The organism is Streptomyces inhibens (assembly GCF_022221585.1).
In the GTDB taxonomy this organism is placed as follows: Bacteria; Actinomycetota; Actinomycetes; order Streptomycetales; family Streptomycetaceae; genus Streptomyces; species Streptomyces inhibens.
On record NZ_CP084681.1, the window covers coordinates 5,599,667 to 5,614,966 of the forward strand.

16 protein-coding genes and 1 pseudogene are annotated in these 15,300 nt (G+C 69.8%); 12 read left to right on the forward strand and 5 right to left on the reverse strand.

Annotated features, from left to right (window positions below; translation table 11 throughout):
* The 5 genes and pseudogenes from KI385_RS25510 to KI385_RS25535 all read left to right on the forward strand — a co-directional run bounded on the left by KI385_RS25510 (position 1) and on the right by KI385_RS25535 (position 3,416).
* On the forward strand, positions 1-255 hold the full coding sequence (locus KI385_RS25510) for a type B 50S ribosomal protein L31 (protein WP_238574478.1): 255 nt from the start codon (positions 1-3) through the stop codon (positions 253-255).
* Positions 255-1,403: a CobW family GTP-binding protein gene (locus KI385_RS25515; RefSeq protein ID WP_238574480.1), complete on the forward strand. Its 1,149-nt coding sequence runs from the start codon at positions 255-257 to the stop codon at positions 1,401-1,403. Before KI385_RS25510 ends, KI385_RS25515 begins: the two co-directional genes overlap by 1 nt.
* A gap of 54 nt (positions 1,404-1,457) precedes the next feature.
* The gene (gene rpsR / locus KI385_RS25520; protein ID WP_238574483.1) at positions 1,458-1,721 is read left to right on the forward strand and encodes a 30S ribosomal protein S18; all 264 of its coding nucleotides are present in this window, start codon (positions 1,458-1,460) and stop codon (positions 1,719-1,721) included.
* A gap of 109 nt (positions 1,722-1,830) precedes the next feature.
* A pseudogene (locus tag KI385_RS25525) lies at positions 1,831-2,897 on the forward strand (serine hydrolase domain-containing protein).
* A 279-nt stretch (positions 2,898-3,176) separates the two neighbouring features.
* Positions 3,177-3,416 carry a DUF397 domain-containing protein gene (locus KI385_RS25535; protein WP_128509619.1) on the forward strand — a complete coding sequence of 80 codons (240 nt, stop codon included), beginning with the start codon at positions 3,177-3,179 and terminating at the stop codon, positions 3,414-3,416.
* Between the two features lie 150 nt (positions 3,417-3,566).
* Here KI385_RS25535 and KI385_RS25540 read toward each other — a convergent pair whose 3' ends face one another.
* Positions 3,567-4,049: an ATP-binding protein gene (locus KI385_RS25540; RefSeq protein ID WP_238574484.1), complete on the reverse strand. Its 483-nt coding sequence runs from the start codon at positions 4,047-4,049 to the stop codon at positions 3,567-3,569.
* Between the two features lie 313 nt (positions 4,050-4,362).
* On the opposite strand from KI385_RS25540, the gene KI385_RS25545 reads away from it, so the two are divergent.
* The 4 genes from KI385_RS25545 (at position 4,363) to KI385_RS25560 (ending at position 8,133) form a co-directional block, all read left to right on the forward strand.
* Positions 4,363-5,226 (forward strand): helix-turn-helix domain-containing protein, encoded by an 864-nt coding sequence (locus KI385_RS25545; RefSeq protein WP_238574486.1) that lies wholly within the window; start codon positions 4,363-4,365, stop codon positions 5,224-5,226.
* 84 nt (positions 5,227-5,310) lie between these two features.
* Entirely contained in the window at positions 5,311-6,768 is a 1,458-nt protein-coding gene (locus tag KI385_RS25550; RefSeq protein ID WP_238574492.1) for an aldehyde dehydrogenase family protein, read from the forward strand.
* 112 nt (positions 6,769-6,880) lie between these two features.
* Positions 6,881-7,429 (forward strand): DinB family protein, encoded by a 549-nt coding sequence (locus KI385_RS25555; protein ID WP_238574494.1) that lies wholly within the window; start codon positions 6,881-6,883, stop codon positions 7,427-7,429.
* A gap of 62 nt (positions 7,430-7,491) precedes the next feature.
* Positions 7,492-8,133, forward strand: a complete 642-nt coding sequence (locus KI385_RS25560) for a PadR family transcriptional regulator (RefSeq protein ID WP_238574502.1) — start codon at positions 7,492-7,494, stop codon at positions 8,131-8,133.
* Between the two features lie 67 nt (positions 8,134-8,200).
* Here KI385_RS25560 and gad read toward each other — a convergent pair whose 3' ends face one another.
* The 3 genes from gad to leuE form a co-directional block, all read right to left on the reverse strand.
* The gene (gene gad / locus KI385_RS25565; RefSeq protein ID WP_238574504.1) at positions 8,201-9,616 is read right to left on the reverse strand and encodes a glutamate decarboxylase; all 1,416 of its coding nucleotides are present in this window, start codon (positions 9,614-9,616) and stop codon (positions 8,201-8,203) included.
* Between the two features lie 16 nt (positions 9,617-9,632).
* Complete coding sequence (gene wrbA, locus KI385_RS25570) at positions 9,633-10,256, reverse strand: NAD(P)H:quinone oxidoreductase (protein WP_128509613.1); 624 nt, start codon at positions 10,254-10,256, stop codon at positions 9,633-9,635.
* Between the two features lie 196 nt (positions 10,257-10,452).
* On the reverse strand, positions 10,453-11,118 hold the full coding sequence (leuE, locus tag KI385_RS25575; RefSeq protein WP_238574506.1) for a leucine efflux protein LeuE: 666 nt from the start codon (positions 11,116-11,118) through the stop codon (positions 10,453-10,455).
* A gap of 115 nt (positions 11,119-11,233) precedes the next feature.
* Here leuE and KI385_RS25580 point away from each other — a divergent pair, with 115 nt between their 5' ends.
* Positions 11,234-11,992 carry a MerR family transcriptional regulator gene (locus KI385_RS25580; protein ID WP_238574507.1) on the forward strand — a complete coding sequence of 253 codons (759 nt, stop codon included), beginning with the start codon at positions 11,234-11,236 and terminating at the stop codon, positions 11,990-11,992.
* A gap of 55 nt (positions 11,993-12,047) precedes the next feature.
* On the opposite strand, the gene KI385_RS25585 is transcribed toward KI385_RS25580, so the two are convergent.
* Positions 12,048-12,416: a YbjQ family protein gene (locus KI385_RS25585; RefSeq protein ID WP_238574509.1), complete on the reverse strand. Its 369-nt coding sequence runs from the start codon at positions 12,414-12,416 to the stop codon at positions 12,048-12,050.
* 220 nt (positions 12,417-12,636) lie between these two features.
* Between KI385_RS25585 and KI385_RS25590 the strand changes: the two genes are divergently transcribed.
* The gene (locus KI385_RS25590) at positions 12,637-13,347 is read left to right on the forward strand and encodes a DedA family protein (protein WP_238574515.1); all 711 of its coding nucleotides are present in this window, start codon (positions 12,637-12,639) and stop codon (positions 13,345-13,347) included.
* Positions 13,348-13,487: 140 nt separating this feature from the next.
* Positions 13,488-15,242: a threonine/serine exporter family protein gene (locus KI385_RS25595; RefSeq protein ID WP_238574520.1), complete on the forward strand. Its 1,755-nt coding sequence runs from the start codon at positions 13,488-13,490 to the stop codon at positions 15,240-15,242.
* The last annotated feature ends 58 nt before the right edge of the window (positions 15,243-15,300 follow it).

The window sequence follows — 15,300 nt, forward strand, 5'->3', positions numbered from 1 at the left end:
ATGCAGTCTGGAATCCACCCCGCCTACGGGCCCGTCGTCTTCCGTGACCGGGCCGCCGACTACGCCTTTCTGACCCGCTCGACCGCGACCAGCGAGAAGACCGTCGAGTGGGAGGACGGGAACACCTATCCCGTCATCGACGTCGAGATCTCCTCGGCGAGCCACCCCTTCTACACGGGCACCGCCCGGGTGCTGGACACCGCGGGCCGCGTCGAGCGGTTCGAGCGCCGCTACGGCAACCGCGGGGCACGCTGATGGAGCGGCTCAACGTCGTGCTGGTGGGCGGCCTGCACGCGGATGCGCGGCAGGCCGCCGTCGAGCGGCTGCTGCGCTCCGTACCCGGCAGCGTCGCTCTCCATCACGACCTCGCCTCGGCCGCCGAAGGCACCGTGACGCGCACGGTCCGCGACGCCGGCGGCACGCTCGACACCGGCGAGGCGCCGCTGGTCAACGACTGCGCCTGCTGTGCGCTGCGCGAGGACCTGGTGCCCGAGCTGGAGCGGCTGGCCGCCGGCCGGACCTGCCGGCTGGCGATCGTCGAACTGTGGGACTCGGTCGAGCCCAAGGCGATGGCCGAGGTGATCAGCGGCTGCGGCAGCCGGAACCTCGCGCTGACCGGCGTGCTCACCGCCGTCGACCCGGCGCTGCTGCTGCCCTACCTCGGCTGTGGCGACGACCTCGCCGAGGCGGGCCTCGCCGCCGCGGCCTCCGACCGGCGCACGGTCGCCGACACCTGGGCGCGGCAGCTGGAGTACGCGCCGGTGCTGGCGATCGCGACGGGGGAGGAGGAGGCCGAGCCCGCCGACCTCGCGCTGCTCGCCCAGCTGCACCCGATGGCACACCAGGTCCCGGTCGAATCCGGGGAGTTGGCGGCCGCCGCGATGGCCGGCTTCGATGTGGAGGCGGCCGCGGCCCGCCAGCACCCGGCCTGTGCGCTGCTGCCGCAGGAGGCCGACGCGGAGGGCGTCGGCACGCTCGTATGGCAGCAGACCCGGCCCTTCCACCCCGAGCGGCTCTACACCGCGCTGGAGGACCTGACCTGTGCGGCCGCGCGCAGCCGGGGCCGGTTCTGGCTGGCCGACCGCCCGGACACGCTGCTCTCCTGGGATGCGGCCGGTGGTGCGCTGTGCGTGGAGAACGCCGGGCCGTGGCTGGCCTCGCTCCCGGACGCCGCCTGGGAGATGGTGCCGCCGATGCGCCGGGCCGCCGCCGCCCTGGACTGGCATCCCGAGCACGGTGACCGCGCCCAGCATCTGGTCTTCACCTCGCCGGGCCTGGACCGCGAGGGCCTCACCTCGCTCCTGGAGTCGTGTCTGCTCACCGACGCCGAGTACGCGGGCGGCCCGCCGGCCTGGAAGAGCCTGCCGCCCGCCTTCGACGGACTCCTCGACCCCGTTTCGTAACGCAGGCCGTGCCGCTTTGTCCGCACGGCCCCCAGCACGCACAAGGAAGCTCTCATGCCCCGTCGGTCCGACCCGCGCCGGAATTCCACACCCCGCCCCAATCCGCTGGACGCGGCGGGCATCACGTATATCGACTACAAGGACACCGACCTGCTGCGGAAGTTCCTCTCGGACCGCGGCAAGATCCTCCCCCAGCCTCCGGCCGGGAGGTGCCCCCATCGCCGGGTCACCCGGGTCACCGCGCAGCAGCAGCGCCGGCTGGCCCGTGCGATCAAGAACGCCCGGGAGATGGCGCTGCTTCCGTACGCACCACGGTGACCTGGACCTGGCCACCGCGGCCGGCACCCTGCGCGGCCCGCGCAGGAGCCAGGTGGCCCCTGCCGAGGCGTGAGGTGCCCAGGCCCCGCCCGAGGGCCGGGGGTCCGGGGTGCCGGCCCGTGGCTCCGATGATGTCGTGCAGCAGTGGCTGGACCGCCTGGTGCACGAGGACAAGTACCCCGCCGCTCTGGCCGCTGCCGTCGGCCGTGACGGCCGCACCCGTAACTACGCTTCCGGCGTCGCGGACTTGAGGACCGGGGCGAAGGCGCCGGTCGACGGGCAGGTGCGGGCGGGGAGCAACACCAAGACGTTCACCGCCACGGTCGTCCTGCAACTGGTCGGCGAAGGCAAGGTCGATCTCGACGCCCCCATCGAGAAGTACCTGCCGAAGCTGGTGCGGGGCGAGGGCATCGACGGCCGCCGCATCACGGTACGCCGGCTGCTCCAGCACACCAGCGGGCTCCCGAGTACAGCGACGCCATCGGCGACCTCACCGGCAAGGACCGCCACACCTACCTCCAGCCCCGCACCCTGCTCGACACGGCGCTGGCACACAAGGCGCTCTTCGCTCCCGGTACCGGCTGGTCGTACAGCAACACCAACTACCTCCTGGCCGGCCTGATCGTCGAGAAGGTCACCGGCCGCCCGCTGTCCGAGCAGATCACCCACCGCATCATCCGGCGCCTCGGGCTGCGCCACACCTCCTTCCCCGGCGCGGGCGATGAGCGCATCCGGGAGGCCCACCCCCAGGGCTACTTCGCGGCGAAGCCCGGGGCACCGCTGGAGAACATCACGGAGATGGATCCCTCCTGGGGATGGGCCGCCGGGCAGGTGATCTCCACCCCCAGCGAGCTGAACCGCTTTTTCGCCGCCCTGTTCGACGGCAAGCTCCTCAAGCCCGCACAGCTCGTCCAGATGCGCACCACGGTCAAGGTCCCCGACAGTCTCGGTCTGGGGCCCGGCGCCCGGTACGGACTCGGTGTGACCAGCACCCCGCTGAGCTGTGGCGGCCTGATGTGGGGCCACGGCGGTGACATCCCGGGCTACAAGACCCGCCCCGGTGTCACCGATGACGGCCGCGCCGTCACGATCGCCGTCACCGCCGACGGAGCGCCCACCAAGCAGGGCCCCGTCGATGTCAAGGCTCTTCTCGACACCGCCCTGTGCAAGAAGTGAGGGCCGGGGCTCACCCGGACCCTGGAACCCGAAGGGCGCGGCACTCGTCTCTTCGTCGTCCATGAGGGTTTCGGCCCCGACGATCCGTACCAGGTGCCGGCGCACCGCATCAGGGGCGGCCGCCGGCGGTCGATGGTGAGGGTGCGTGTGGGGAAGGTGCTCGACGAGCTGTGACCGCATCGGCACCGCCTGTCGTGCACGTGCATCTGCGCATGCATCCGCATGTGAACGCAGCTATGATCCCGGGCAGTTGACACCATTTATCACCGGGAGAGCCTTGTGCCCCACGCATACAACGGCATGGCCGCAACGGATCTCCGTGATGTGGCATGGCAGAAGAGCAGGCACAGCAACTCCCAGGGCTCGTGCGTGGAGTTCGCCAAACTGCCCGGGGGTGAGATCGCGGTACGCAACTCCCGCTTCCCGGACGGCCCCGCGCTCGTCTATACGCCGGCCGAGGTCCAGGCCATGCTGCTGGGTGTCAAGGACGGGGAGTTCGACCACCTCGTACGCGACTGAGCCGGGCCGGGCGGCCGGGCTCAGTCGTACGCGAGCGTCGGCCGGTGCGCGGCGACGGGTCATGACGCGACGGGTCCGCACGTGACGCGACGGGTCCGCACATGACGACCGGGCGCCCGTACGTGACGGTGCGCCCGGTGTGCGGGCCGGCTACGGCAGTCGGAATTGCGCCCACACGATCTTGCCGTGGGAGACGCCGGACAGCGGGTGCCAGCCCCAGCTGTCGCTGAAGGAGTCCACGAGATACAGCCCGCGCCCCGATTCCGCGGCGGAATCGGCCTCGCCGGCGACCGGTGACTCATCGCTCGGGTCCCGTACCGCGCAGATCAGCCGGTGCGACCAGCGCATCAGGTGGAGCCGGGCGGGCGGGGTGGCGTCGGCGTGCTCAGGGGCGGCGAGGATCGCGTGCCGCAGGGCATTGGTGACGAGTTCGGAGACCACCAGAGCGACCGAGTCGAACAGCTCGTCCAGCTCCCAGCCCTGCAGGGTCTCGCGGGTGAACGACCGTGCGCAGCGCACCGATTCGTAGCGCGGCGGCAGTGTGCAGGACGCGGATCCGGAGACGGCCAAGGGGTTGGTGGGAGGAAAGCCCTGCCATAACGGCTCGAGCATGGTCAAAACCTTGGTCCCCATGCGAGGCACTCCTGGCGTTCGCGGACGTCATGACCCTGGCCGGTCAGCCGGATCTGGCGGATCTTTCACGAGCGTGCATGCGTGCGACGCCTATGGTTCCCAATGTGCGAGACAGATGCAAGGGCAGATGCACGTGCACGTGCCGTGATTGCGTAGACACAGACGGATTTGCTCGGGATTCTTCCTGGGGCTTCTTGTGGAGGGCGTGCGGGAGTCGCACACATCAGTAACCGGATGAGCACTCAACGAAGCCTGAACGTGGCAGACTGCGGCCCACTGTTGGACAGGGTGGGGTCACAGGAGGGTCTGAGAGGTGTCCGCAAGTGAGTCGAGCGGGTCGGTGGTGCGGCGAATCCTGCTCGGGTCGCAGCTCCGCCGGCTGCGGGAATCGCGCGGGATAACCCGCGAGGCGGCCGGCTACTCGATCCGTGCGTCCGAATCGAAGATCAGCCGCATGGAGTTGGGCCGGGTGAGCTTCAAGGCACGGGATGTGGAGGACCTGCTCACGCTGTACGGGGTCGGTGACGCGCAGGAGCGCGAGGCACTGCTCTCCCTTGCGCGCGAGGCGAACGTCGCCGGCTGGTGGCACAGTTACACCGATGTGCTGCCCGGCTGGTTCCAGACGTATGTGGGTCTGGAAGGAGCCACTTCCCTCATCCGGGTCTACGAAGTCCAGTTCGTGCACGGGCTGTTGCAGACGGAGAGCTATGCGCAGGCCGTCGTCAAACGCGGTATGCCGGATGCCGGCCCGGCCGACATAGAGCGTCGTGTCGCGCTGCGCATGGAGCGCCAGAAGCTGTTGGTGGCCGAGCGCTCGGCGCAGTTCCACTGTGTGCTGGACGAGGCCGCGCTGCGTCGCCCGTACGGCGAACGCGAGGTCATGCGCGAGCAGTTGAAACATCTGATCGAGGTGTCCGAGCGTCCCAATGTGCGCCTCCAGGTGATGCCCTTCAGTCTGGGCGGGCACGCGGGGGAGAGCGGCGCCTTCACCATGCTCGGGTTCCAGGAGTCGGGGCTGCCGGACGTCGTCTACACGGAGCAGCTGACGAGTGCGCTGTATATAGACAAGCCCGAGGAAGTGGCGCAGTACGCGCGGGTGATGGACCGGCTCCAGGAGGAGGGGCCCAGTCCCTCCGAAACCAGAGACCTCTTGCGCGGTCTGCTTCAACTCATGTGACGCGTCGGTAGGATGGCGAACCATCAGGAGTCAGCACCCCCCAATGCGGCGCCCTGAGCGCCCTGTTCTCCAGATCGGGATGGCATGTCCTACTTCGACGAGTTGGCCTATCAGTTCATCGACGGTGAGTGGCGCTCAGGAAGCGGCTCATGGGACATCGTCGACTTCAATCCTTACAACGGCGAGAAGCTGACCTCCATACCCGTCGCCACGGTCGAGGAGATCGACCAGGCCTACCGCGCCGCCGAGCGCGCGCAGCGGGGGTGGGGCGCCACCAATCCGTACAGCCGGCGGCTGGTCTTCGAGCGCGTGCTGCGGATCATCGACGACCGTGAGGCGGAGCTGTCCGAGGCGATCGCCGCCGAGGTCGGCGGCACCCTCACCAAGGTGGGCTTCGAGCTCCATCTGGCCAGGGAGTTCCTGCGCGAGGCGATTCAGCTGGCGCTGCGTGCCGAGGGCCGCATCCTGCCCTCGCCCATCGACGGCAAGGAGAACCGGCTCTACCGGCTGCCGGTCGGTGTGGTCGGCGTCATCAGCCCCTTCAACTTCCCCTTCCTGCTGTCGATCAAGTCCGTCGCGCCGGCCCTCGCGCTCGGCAACGCCGTCGTCCTCAAGCCGCACCAGAACACCCCGATCTGCGGTGGCGGTCTGGTCGCCAAGATCTTCGAGGAGGCCGGGCTGCCGGCGGGCGTGCTCAATGTCGTGGTCACCGATATCGCCGAGATCGGTGACGCGCTGATCGACCACCCGGTGCCCAAGACCATCTCCTTCACCGGCTCGGAGAAGGTCGGCCGGCATGTCGCGACCGTCGCCGCCGCCAACTTCAAGCACACGGTGCTGGAACTGGGCGGCAACAGCGCGCTGGTCGTCCTCGACGACGCCGATGTCGACTATGCCGTGGACGCCGCCGTCTTCAGCCGCTTCGTCCATCAGGGCCAGGTCTGTATGGCCGCCAACCGCGTGCTGGTGGACCGTGCCGTCGAGCGGGAGTTCACCGAGAAGTTCGTCGCCAAGGTCGAGTCCCTCAAGGTGGGCGACCCCACCGACCCGCAGACCCATATCGGCCCGTTGATCAACGAGGGCCAGGCCGAGGCCATCACCTCGCTGGTGGACCGCGCCGTCGCCGAGGGCGCCTCGGCGCTCGTCCACGGCGAGACCCGGGGCACGCTCGTGGGGCCGAGCGTGCTGGGCGGGCTGCCGGAGGACTCCCCGCTCCTCACGCAGGAGATCTTCGGCCCGGTCGTGCTGCTGATTCCGTTCGACGGCGACGAGGAGGCGGTGCAGCTCACCAACTCGACGCCGTACGGGCTCAGTGGCGCGGTGCACACCGGCGACATCGAGCGCGGTGTGCGGTTCGCCAAGCGCATCGACACCGGCATGTTCCACGTCAACGACGCCACGGTGCACGACGAGCCGATCGTGCCCTTCGGCGGCGCGAAGAGCTCCGGCGTCGGGCGGCTGAACGGTGACGCGATGGTGGAGGCCTTCACCACCACCAAGTGGATCTCCATTCAGCACGGGCGGTCGCAGTTCCCGTTCTGAGCGGATGCGAGTTGAGGACAGAAGCTGACCGCAAGGGCTCGTAGCTTGAGTGATGTCGGAGGGCGGACGGCGAAGCGCCGGCCGCCCAGGGATGTCACGAAAGGCGATTCTCATGCCCACTCACGTTCTGGCCGAGGCCCATGGTGATGAGCGCGGCGCGCTGCTGGCCTTCCTGGAGGCGCAGCGCGGCGGGCTGCGGCGGGCGGTCCTGGGGCTGACCGACGACCGGGCGACGGAGCGGCCGAGCGCCAGTGAGCTGACGCTGGCCGGGCTGGTCAAGCATGTCGCGGAGACCGAGCAGGGCTGGTTGGAGACCGCGCAGGAGCGGCCGCACTCCATCGAGCGGAACCAGGACACCTGGCATCTGAGCTTCCAGCTGGAGGACGGCCGGACGCTGGCGGACGTGCTGACGTTCTGGGACGGCGTCGCGCGGCGCACGGAGGAGTTCATCCGCACCGTGCCGAGCCTGGACGACACCTTCCCGCTGCCGAAGGCCCCGTGGTTCCCGCCGGAGGCCCGTCAGTCGATGCGCTGGCTGGTGCTGCACCTGATCGAGGAGACGGCCCGGCACGCGGGCCATGCCGACATCATCCGGGAATCCCTGGACGGCAAGACGGCCTTTGAGCTGGTGGACGAGGAGCGCGGGGCGCGGGAGGCGTAGCGCGGGTCCCGTCCCGGCGCGCTCTAGGCTGACGGCAAGGGCGCGCGAGGGATGGAGGAGAGATGTCGGCGATCCGGCTGTTGGTACTGGGCGCTGTGCGGCAGCACGGCCGGGCGCACGGCTATCAGGTGCGCAACGACCTGGAGTACTGGGGCGCCCACGAGTGGTCCAACGCCAAGCCCGGCTCGATCTACCACGCGCTCAAGCAGATGGCCAAGCAGGGGCTGCTGCGCGCCCATGACCTCGCGCCGAGCACCGCCGGCGGTCCGCCGCGTACCGAGTACGAGCTGACCGCGGCGGGCGAGGCGGAGTTCTTCGCGCTGCTGCGCGCGGCGCTGGCCCAGCCCGACCAGAAGGTCGACATGCTCAGCGCGGCCATCGGCTTCGTCGTCGATCTGCCGCGGGACGAGGCGGTGGCGCTGCTCAAGGAGCGGGTGCGGGCGCTCCAGGAGTGGCGGAGCACGGTCACCGAGTACTACACACCCGAGGAAGGGCCCGGACAGCTCGGCCATATCGGCGAGATCATGAACATGTGGGTGCACTCCGCGGACAGCGGCGCCGAGTGGACGCGTGGGCTGATCGAGCGGATCGAGGGCGGGGCGTACGTCTTCGCCGGCGAGGGGGAGCCGTTCGTGGGGGTGCTCGGGGACGGGGTGGACAACCCGTACGCGACGAAGGACGTCCACCCCGAGGACGATCGTTGATCAAGTGTGACCGATCGGGGGCCGGTGTCGTCTTCGCCCGTCGTTCGCCGGGATCCGCCGGACGGGCTCAGTGGTGGAAGGCCGTGGCGACATTCTCCGGCCGCTCCAACGGGCACGGCTGTTCCCTGAGTTCGGTCAGCAGCTGTTCCAGGTCCGAGAGGAACAGATCGGCGAGGTCCTGGGAGAAGCCGTTGCGGCAGACCACGCGCAGGACGGACAGCTCCTCGCGGTTCGGCGGGAAGGTGTAGGCGGGGATCAGCCAGCCGCGCTCCTTCATCCGCCGGGACACATCGAAGACGTCGAAGGCGGTGACGTCGTCGGCGGTGGTGAAGGCGAAGACCGGCAGCTGATCGCCACGGGTGAGCAGCGTGAAGTCGCCCAGTGCGCCGATCCGTTCGGCCATCGAGCGGGCCACGTCCCGGGTCGCCTGCTGTACGGCGCGGTAGCCGTCCCGGCCGAGCCGCAGAAAGGTGTAGTACTGCGCGGCGACCTGGGCGCCGGGCCGGGAGAAGTTGAGCGCGAAGGTCGGCATATCGCCGCCCAGGTAGTTGACGCGGAAGACCAGCTCCTCGGGAAGCGCCTGCTGATCGCGCCACAGCGCCCAGCCGACGCCCGGGTAGACCAGGCCGTATTTGTGGCCGGAGGTGTTGATGGAGGCGACCCGCGGCAGCCGGAAGTCCCACACCAGCTCCGGGTCGAGGAACGGCGCGATCATGGCGCCGGACGCGCCGTCCACATGGACCGGGATGTCCCAGCCCGTTCGTTCCTGGACCTCGTCGAGCGCCGCGCAGATCTCGGCCACCGGCTCGTAGGACCCGTCGAAGGTCGAGCCGAGGATCGCCACCACGCCGATGGTGTTCTCGTCGCACAGCTCGGCCGCGGAGGCCGCGTCGAGGTGGAAGCGGTCGCCCTCCATCGGGACCTGGCGCGCCTCGACCTCCCAGAAGTTGCAGAACTTCTCCCAGCAGACCTGGACGTTGGCGCCCATGATGAGGTTGGGCCGGGCCTTGCCCGGATAGCGGTCCTGGTTGCGCTGCATCCAGCGCCGCTTGAAGGCCATCCCGGCGAGCATGCAGGCCTCGCTCGACCCGGTGGTGGAGCAGCCGACGGCGGCCGACGGCACGGGGGCGTGCCACAGGTCGGCGATCATCGCCACACACCGCTTCTCCAGTTCGGCGGTGCGCGGGTACTCGTCCTTGTCGATCATGTTCTTGTCCCGGCACTCTGCCATCAGGACGCCGGCCTGCGGCTCCATCCAGGTCGTCACGAACGTCGCCAGATTCAGCCGGGAGTTGCCGTCCAGCATCAGCTCGTCGTGCACGAACTGATAGGCGGTGTGGGGGGAGACCGGTCCGTCGGGCAGCGTGTGCCGCGGTGGTGAGGTGGCCATGCCGGCGACGGGGTCGGCCTCGCCGTAGAAGGGGTTGACCGGGTGCCCGGTGTGCTTACGGTCGGCTGCCGATGCGCCTTTGTGCAGAGTCATCTGTCGCCACTACCCGTCAACTGGCCTGTGAAAGGCCGTGCTTGATGGCCTTGGTGAACTTCACCACGCGCACCGCCTGGATGCGGGCGGCGGTGCGGGCGGGGTCGTCGAGCGGCGTTTCCGGGCCGCCGACATGGGAGGTGCCGTAGGGATTGCCGTCGGTGAACTTCGCCGGGTCGGTGTAGCCCGGTGCGATGAGGATGCCGCCGAAGTGGTGGACGGTGTTGTAGAGCGCGAGCAGGGTGGATTCCTGGCCGCCGTGCGGGGTGGCGCTCGCGGTGAAGCCGCTGTAGACCTTGTCGGCCAGCCTGCCCTGCTGCCAGAGGCCGCCCAGGGTGTCGAGGTACTGCTTGAGCTGGGAGGTCACATTGCCGAAGCGGGTGGGGGTCCCGAAGATCACCGCGTCCGCCCAGAGCATGTCCTCGTGGGTGGCCTCCAGGATGTCCGCCGTGGCTTTGGCGTTGGCCGCCCAGGCCGGGTTGGCGTCGATCGCGGTCTGCGGGGCGAGTTCGGCCGTCCGGCGCAGTCGTACGTCGGCCCCGGCGTGCTCGGCGGCGTCCGCGATCAGCTGTGCGAGCTCGGCGATGGTGCCGGTCGAGGAGTAGTAGATGACGGCGACCTTCACGTCGTGCACGGGCATGGGCGTACCTCCTGGAACCCGACAATAAGGGCATAAGGGGTGTATGGCCTCCAGGGTTCGGCCAGTGGAAGCGCGACGGGCGGGCGGCCACCTGTCGAGGGTGGCCACCCGCCCGTTCCCGTACGGCCGTGGGGCAGTGCTCAGTGCCTACTCAGCGCCCGCTCACCGCGTACTCGGCGGTCCGTTCAAGGCCTGCTCAGCTCGCGCTGGCCAGCGACAGCTTCGCGGCGAAGCCGAGGAACGCCGCGCCGGCGCCCGCGGACAGCCCGGCCGTCAGCCGCTTGCGGCGGCGGAAGGTCGCCGCCAGAAACGTCCCGCTGAAGATCAGGACCGACAGATAGGTGAAGCTGAACAGCTGCGCCCAGGCGCCCAGCGTCAGGAACGACAGCACCGGATGGGCATAGGCCGGATCCACGAACTGCACGAAGAAGGAGATGAAGAACAAGATCGCCTTCGGGTTGAGCAGGCTGACCACCAGCGCCCTGCGGAACGGCCGCTCGACGGCCTCCTTCGGCGCCTCGGGCGCCCCGTCGCTCCGCGCCGCCTTGCGCGTCTCCCGGCCGCGCCACAGCGCCCAGGCGCCGCGCAGCATCCCGACCGCGAGCCACGTCAGATAGCCCGCGCCGGCGAACTTGACGATCGCGAACAGCACCGGGCTGGTCTGCAGCAGCGAGGCCACCCCGCCCGCCGACAGCGTCATCAGTACCGTGTCACCGCACAGCACACCGGCCGCCGCCCGGTACGCCACCCGCGGGCCGCGCCGCGCCGCCACCGAGACGACGTAGAGCGAATTCGGGCCCGGCAGCAGAATGATCAGCGCCAGTCCCACCAGATATGTCGACAGATCCGTTATCCCCAGCATGTGCGGCAGGATCGCACCCCCCGATCCGTCCCCTCACCGGGTTTTCAGGATGCGGACTTGCACCTCACGTGGCGTGAGGTCACATCGTGGAGTGCGTACCGAGAAGGGAGCGGAAGTGAGCTATTCGGTAGGGCAGGTCGCGGCCTTCGCCGGCGTGACGGTGCGCACCTTGCACCACTACGACGAGATCGGCCTGTTGCAGCCCGGCGAGCGCAACCACGCGGGTCACCGGCGCTACGGCGATGACGACCTGGACCGGCTGCAGCAGATCCTGTTCTACCGGGAGCTCGGCTTTCCGCTCGACGAGGTCGCGGCCCTCCTGGACGATCCACGCGCGAACCCGCAGCAGCATCTGCGGCGCCAGCACGACCTGCTGACCGCACGGATCGCCAAACTCCAGGAGATGGCCGCCGCCGTCGAACACGCGATGGAGGCACGCAGGATGAATGTACGGCTCACACCGGAGGAGAAGTTCGAGGCCTTCGGGGACTACGACCCCGACGAGCACGCCGCGGAGGTCGAGGAGCGCTGGGGCGACACCGAGGGCTACAAGGAGTCGCAGCGCAGGACGGCCGCGTACACCAAGGACGACTGGAAGCGGCTGACGGCCGAGCTCAACGCCATCCACGGCAAGATGGCGGATCAGCTCGCCCAGGGCGTGCCGGCGGACTCGGAGGCGGCGATGGGTGTCGCCGAGGAGCACCGGCTGTTCATCTGTGGTGCGTACTACGAGTGCAGCCACGAGATCCACACCTGCCTCGGCGAGATGTATGTCACCGATGAGCGTTTCACCGCCACCTACGAGGCGATCAGGACCGGCCTCGCCGTCTATATGCGTGACGCGATCCTGGCCAACGCGGCCCGTCACCAGTGATCCGTACGGGCCGGGGAGCGCGCACCCGGCCCGTACGGTCTGTCTTCTTGGGGGCTCAGCTCTGCGGGGCGAGCACCACGGCCGTCCCGTAGGCACACACCTCGGTGCCCACGTCGGCGGCCTCCGTGACATCGAAGCGGAACATCAGCACCGCGTTCGCACCGCGCGAGCGGGCCTGCTCCACCAGCCGATCCATCGCCTGGTTACGGGTCTCGACAAGGGTCTTGGTCAGGCCCCGCAGCTCGCCGCCGACCAGCGACTTCAGGCCCGCGCCGATCTGGCTGCCGAGGTGCCGTGAGCGCACCGTCAGGCCGAAGACCTCGCCGATCACCCGGTCCACGTGAAACCCCGGGACGTCATTGGTCGTCACCACCAGGACGTCGGACTGCGTCTGCTGTCCGCCGCCGTAATTCTCGATGCCCATGGTGCGCACCTCCTTACGGGCCAGCATCACCCGGCCCGGCGGGTGCGGCCAGCGGTCGGGGAGCGGTCGGGTGGGGACCGGCGGGCGCCGGCTGCGCCCGCCTGGAACCAAGGGGGGCCACCTGGCGTTGATAGTTTTGGGCCGCACACGCGCCTTCACCCCGTCGCTTCGCTCGTCGCACCGCACGATCCGGCGCCCTCGACCCAGGAGCCTTCGCCCCGTGAATACTCTCGCGCTCGGCCCGCAGTGGCTGGACCCGGACTATCTGATCGCGACATTCGGCCTGATCGGCGTCCTGGTCATCGTCTTCGCGGAGTCCGGCCTGCTGATCGGCTTCTTCCTGCCGGGCGACTCGCTCCTGTTCACCACCGGTCTGCTGGTGACGACCAACAAGCTGGACAAGCCGCTGTGGGCGGTGTGCTCACTGGTCGTGCTGGCCGCCGTCCTGGGCGACCAGGCCGGCTATCTCTTCGGCCGCAAGGTCGGCCCCTCGCTCTTCAAGCGCCCCGACTCCCGGCTCTTCAAGCAGGAGAACGTGGAGAAGGCGCATGTGTTCTTCGAGAAGTACGGCCCCAAGTCGCTGATCCTTGCCCGCTTCGTGCCGATCGTCCGTACGTTCACGCCGATCATCGCGGGCGTGAGCCGGATGAACTACCGCTCCTTCCTGACCTTCAACGTCATCGGCGGCGCCCTGTGGGGCGCCGGTGTCACGCTCCTCGGCGCCTCGCTGGGCAATGTCGAGTTCGTCCACAAGCACATCGAGCTGATCCTGGTCGCGATCGTGCTGATCTCCGTGGTCCCGATCGCCATCGAGTTCCTCCGCGCCCGCAGCAAGTCGAAGAACGCGGCCCCGGCCGGCCCGCCCGCGCAGCCGGGACCGCACGGCGCGACGGCGGAGCCCGGCCGCCGCGGCCGCCACGCGAAGCGCTGACGACCCGGCTGCGGCAGCCGTCCGCCGTAGGCGACACGGCGTCGCAGCCGGCAACGTAGGGCCCCAAGCAAGCACATCGCAGCGCCATCAGGCATCGTGTCCTTGACATCCGGCAGGAGGCTTACAAGGAGCGAAGATCCGTGGCGTCGGACCCACAGCGCGGCCAGCGCGGCACCAACGGCACGCATGGCAGCAGCGGCAGCAGCGGAGCCTCGGACCACACCGGTCCCCCCGAGGAGCGCAAGCCGCAGCCGGACGAGGCACACAGCGCGTTCACCCCGCCGCTGGGCGTGCCCTATCCGCCGCTCCCCGAGGACGAGCACCCCACCTCCGAGTTCGCGCTGCCCGCGGGCCTGCGCCCGGAGGCGCCGAGCGAGCAGGAGGGCTCGGCGTTCGCGCCGCCCAGCGGCACCACCGGCCAGACCCCGCTGCCGGCCGGCGCCACCGCCATGAGCCTCGCCTTCACCCCGCCGCACGGCATCCCCGCCGTCCGCCTGACCAAGGAAGCCCCCTGGCAGGACCGGATGCGGACGATGCTCCGGATGCCGGTGGGGGAGCGGCCGGTCCCCGAGCGCTTCGAGCGCCATGACGAGGAGGCCGGCCCGGCCGTACCCCGCGTACTCGACCTGACGCTGCGTATCGGCGAGATCCTGCTGGCCGGCGGTGAGGGCGCGGAGGACGTCGAGGCCGCGATGTTCGGTGTCGCGCACGCCTACGGGCTGGAGCGCGTCGAGCCGACCGTCACCTTCACGCTGCTGTCGATCTCGTACCAGCCCTCACTGGTCGACGACCCGGTGACGTCGAGCAGGACGGTACGGCGCCGCGGTGTCGACTACACCCGGCTGTCCGCGGTCTTCCGGCTCGTCGACGAGATCACCTCTGAGGGCATCACCCTCGAAGAGGCCTACCGTGGCCTCGCCGAGATCCGCCGTAACCGTCACCCGTATCCGAGCTGGGCGCTGACGGTGGCCTCCGGGCTGCTGTCCGGCGCCGCGTCGATGCTGGTCGGCGGCGGGCTGCTGGTGTTCCTCGCGGCCGCGGTGGGCTCGATGCTCGGTGACCGGCTGGCCTGGCTCGCGTCCGGGCGCGGGCTGCCGGAGTTCTACCAGTTCGTGGGCGCGGCGATGCCGCCCGCCGCGGTGGGCGTCGCCTTCGGCCTGGCGCACGCCAATGTGCAGGCCTCCGCGGTGATCACCGGTGGGCTGTTCGCGCTGATCCCGGGGCGGGCGCTGGTCGCCGGCGTGCACGACGGGCTGACCGGCTACTACATCACCGCCGCCGCCCGTCTGCTGGAGGTCGGCTACCTCATCGTCGGCATCGTCGTCGGCGTGCTCACCGTGCTCTACATCGGCCTTCAGTTGAACCCCGGCCTCAAGCGGCTCAACCCGGAGGAGGCGTTCCGGCTCTACAACGAGCCGCTGGTGCAGACCGTCGCGGCGATGCTGCTGGCGCTGGCGTTCTGTGTACTGCTCCAGCAGGAACGTCACACCGTGGCATTCGCAACGATCAACGGCGGTGTCGCCTGGGCCGTGTACGGGGCGCTGGCCGTCACCGCGCACGTCAACCCGGTGCCCGCCACCGCCATCGCCGCCGGTCTGGTCGGCCTCTTCGGCCAGCTGCTCTCCCGCTACCGCTATGCGTCCGCGCTGCCGTACGTCACCGCGGCCATCGGCCCGCTGCTGCCCGGTAGCGCCACCTACTTCGGCCTGCTGAACTTCGCCCAGGGCAGCATGCAGCAGGGCTTCGCGTCCCTGATCCAGGCGGTCTCGCTGGCGCTGGCCATCGCCGTCGGGGTCAACCTCGGCGCCGAGGTCGCCCGGCTGTTCCTGCGCGCGCCCGGCCTGCTGGAGGCCGGCGCCGGCCGCCGTGCGGCCAAGCGCACCCGCGGCTTCTAAGGGACAGCCCTTGGTGCTACAGCCGGTGGTTCACGTGACGTGATGGCGGTTGGCGTGT

What these genes read in the sequence shown, in the direction of transcription:
- KI385_RS25540 (WP_238574484.1), bottom strand. Translation starts at nt 4,049, where the DNA reads ATGGGGACCAAGGTTTTGACCATGCTCGAGCCGTTATGGCAGGGCTTT.
- KI385_RS25550 (WP_238574492.1), top strand. Translation starts at nt 5,311, where the DNA reads ATGTCCTACTTCGACGAGTTGGCCTATCAGTTCATCGACGGTGAGTGG.
- leuE (WP_238574506.1), bottom strand. Translation starts at nt 11,118, where the DNA reads ATGCTGGGGATAACGGATCTGTCGACATATCTGGTGGGACTGGCGCTG.
- KI385_RS25560 (WP_238574502.1), top strand. Translation starts at nt 7,492, where the DNA reads ATGTCGGCGATCCGGCTGTTGGTACTGGGCGCTGTGCGGCAGCACGGC.
- KI385_RS25555 (WP_238574494.1), top strand. Translation starts at nt 6,881, where the DNA reads ATGCCCACTCACGTTCTGGCCGAGGCCCATGGTGATGAGCGCGGCGCG.
- wrbA (WP_128509613.1), bottom strand. Translation starts at nt 10,256, where the DNA reads ATGCCCGTGCACGACGTGAAGGTCGCCGTCATCTACTACTCCTCGACC.
- rpsR (WP_238574483.1), top strand. Translation starts at nt 1,458, where the DNA reads ATGCCCCGTCGGTCCGACCCGCGCCGGAATTCCACACCCCGCCCCAAT.
- KI385_RS25585 (WP_238574509.1), bottom strand. Translation starts at nt 12,416, where the DNA reads ATGGGCATCGAGAATTACGGCGGCGGACAGCAGACGCAGTCCGACGTC.
- KI385_RS25510 (WP_238574478.1), top strand. Translation starts at nt 1, where the DNA reads ATGCAGTCTGGAATCCACCCCGCCTACGGGCCCGTCGTCTTCCGTGAC.
- KI385_RS25515 (WP_238574480.1), top strand. Translation starts at nt 255, where the DNA reads ATGGAGCGGCTCAACGTCGTGCTGGTGGGCGGCCTGCACGCGGATGCG.
- gad (WP_238574504.1), bottom strand. Translation starts at nt 9,616, where the DNA reads ATGACTCTGCACAAAGGCGCATCGGCAGCCGACCGTAAGCACACCGGG.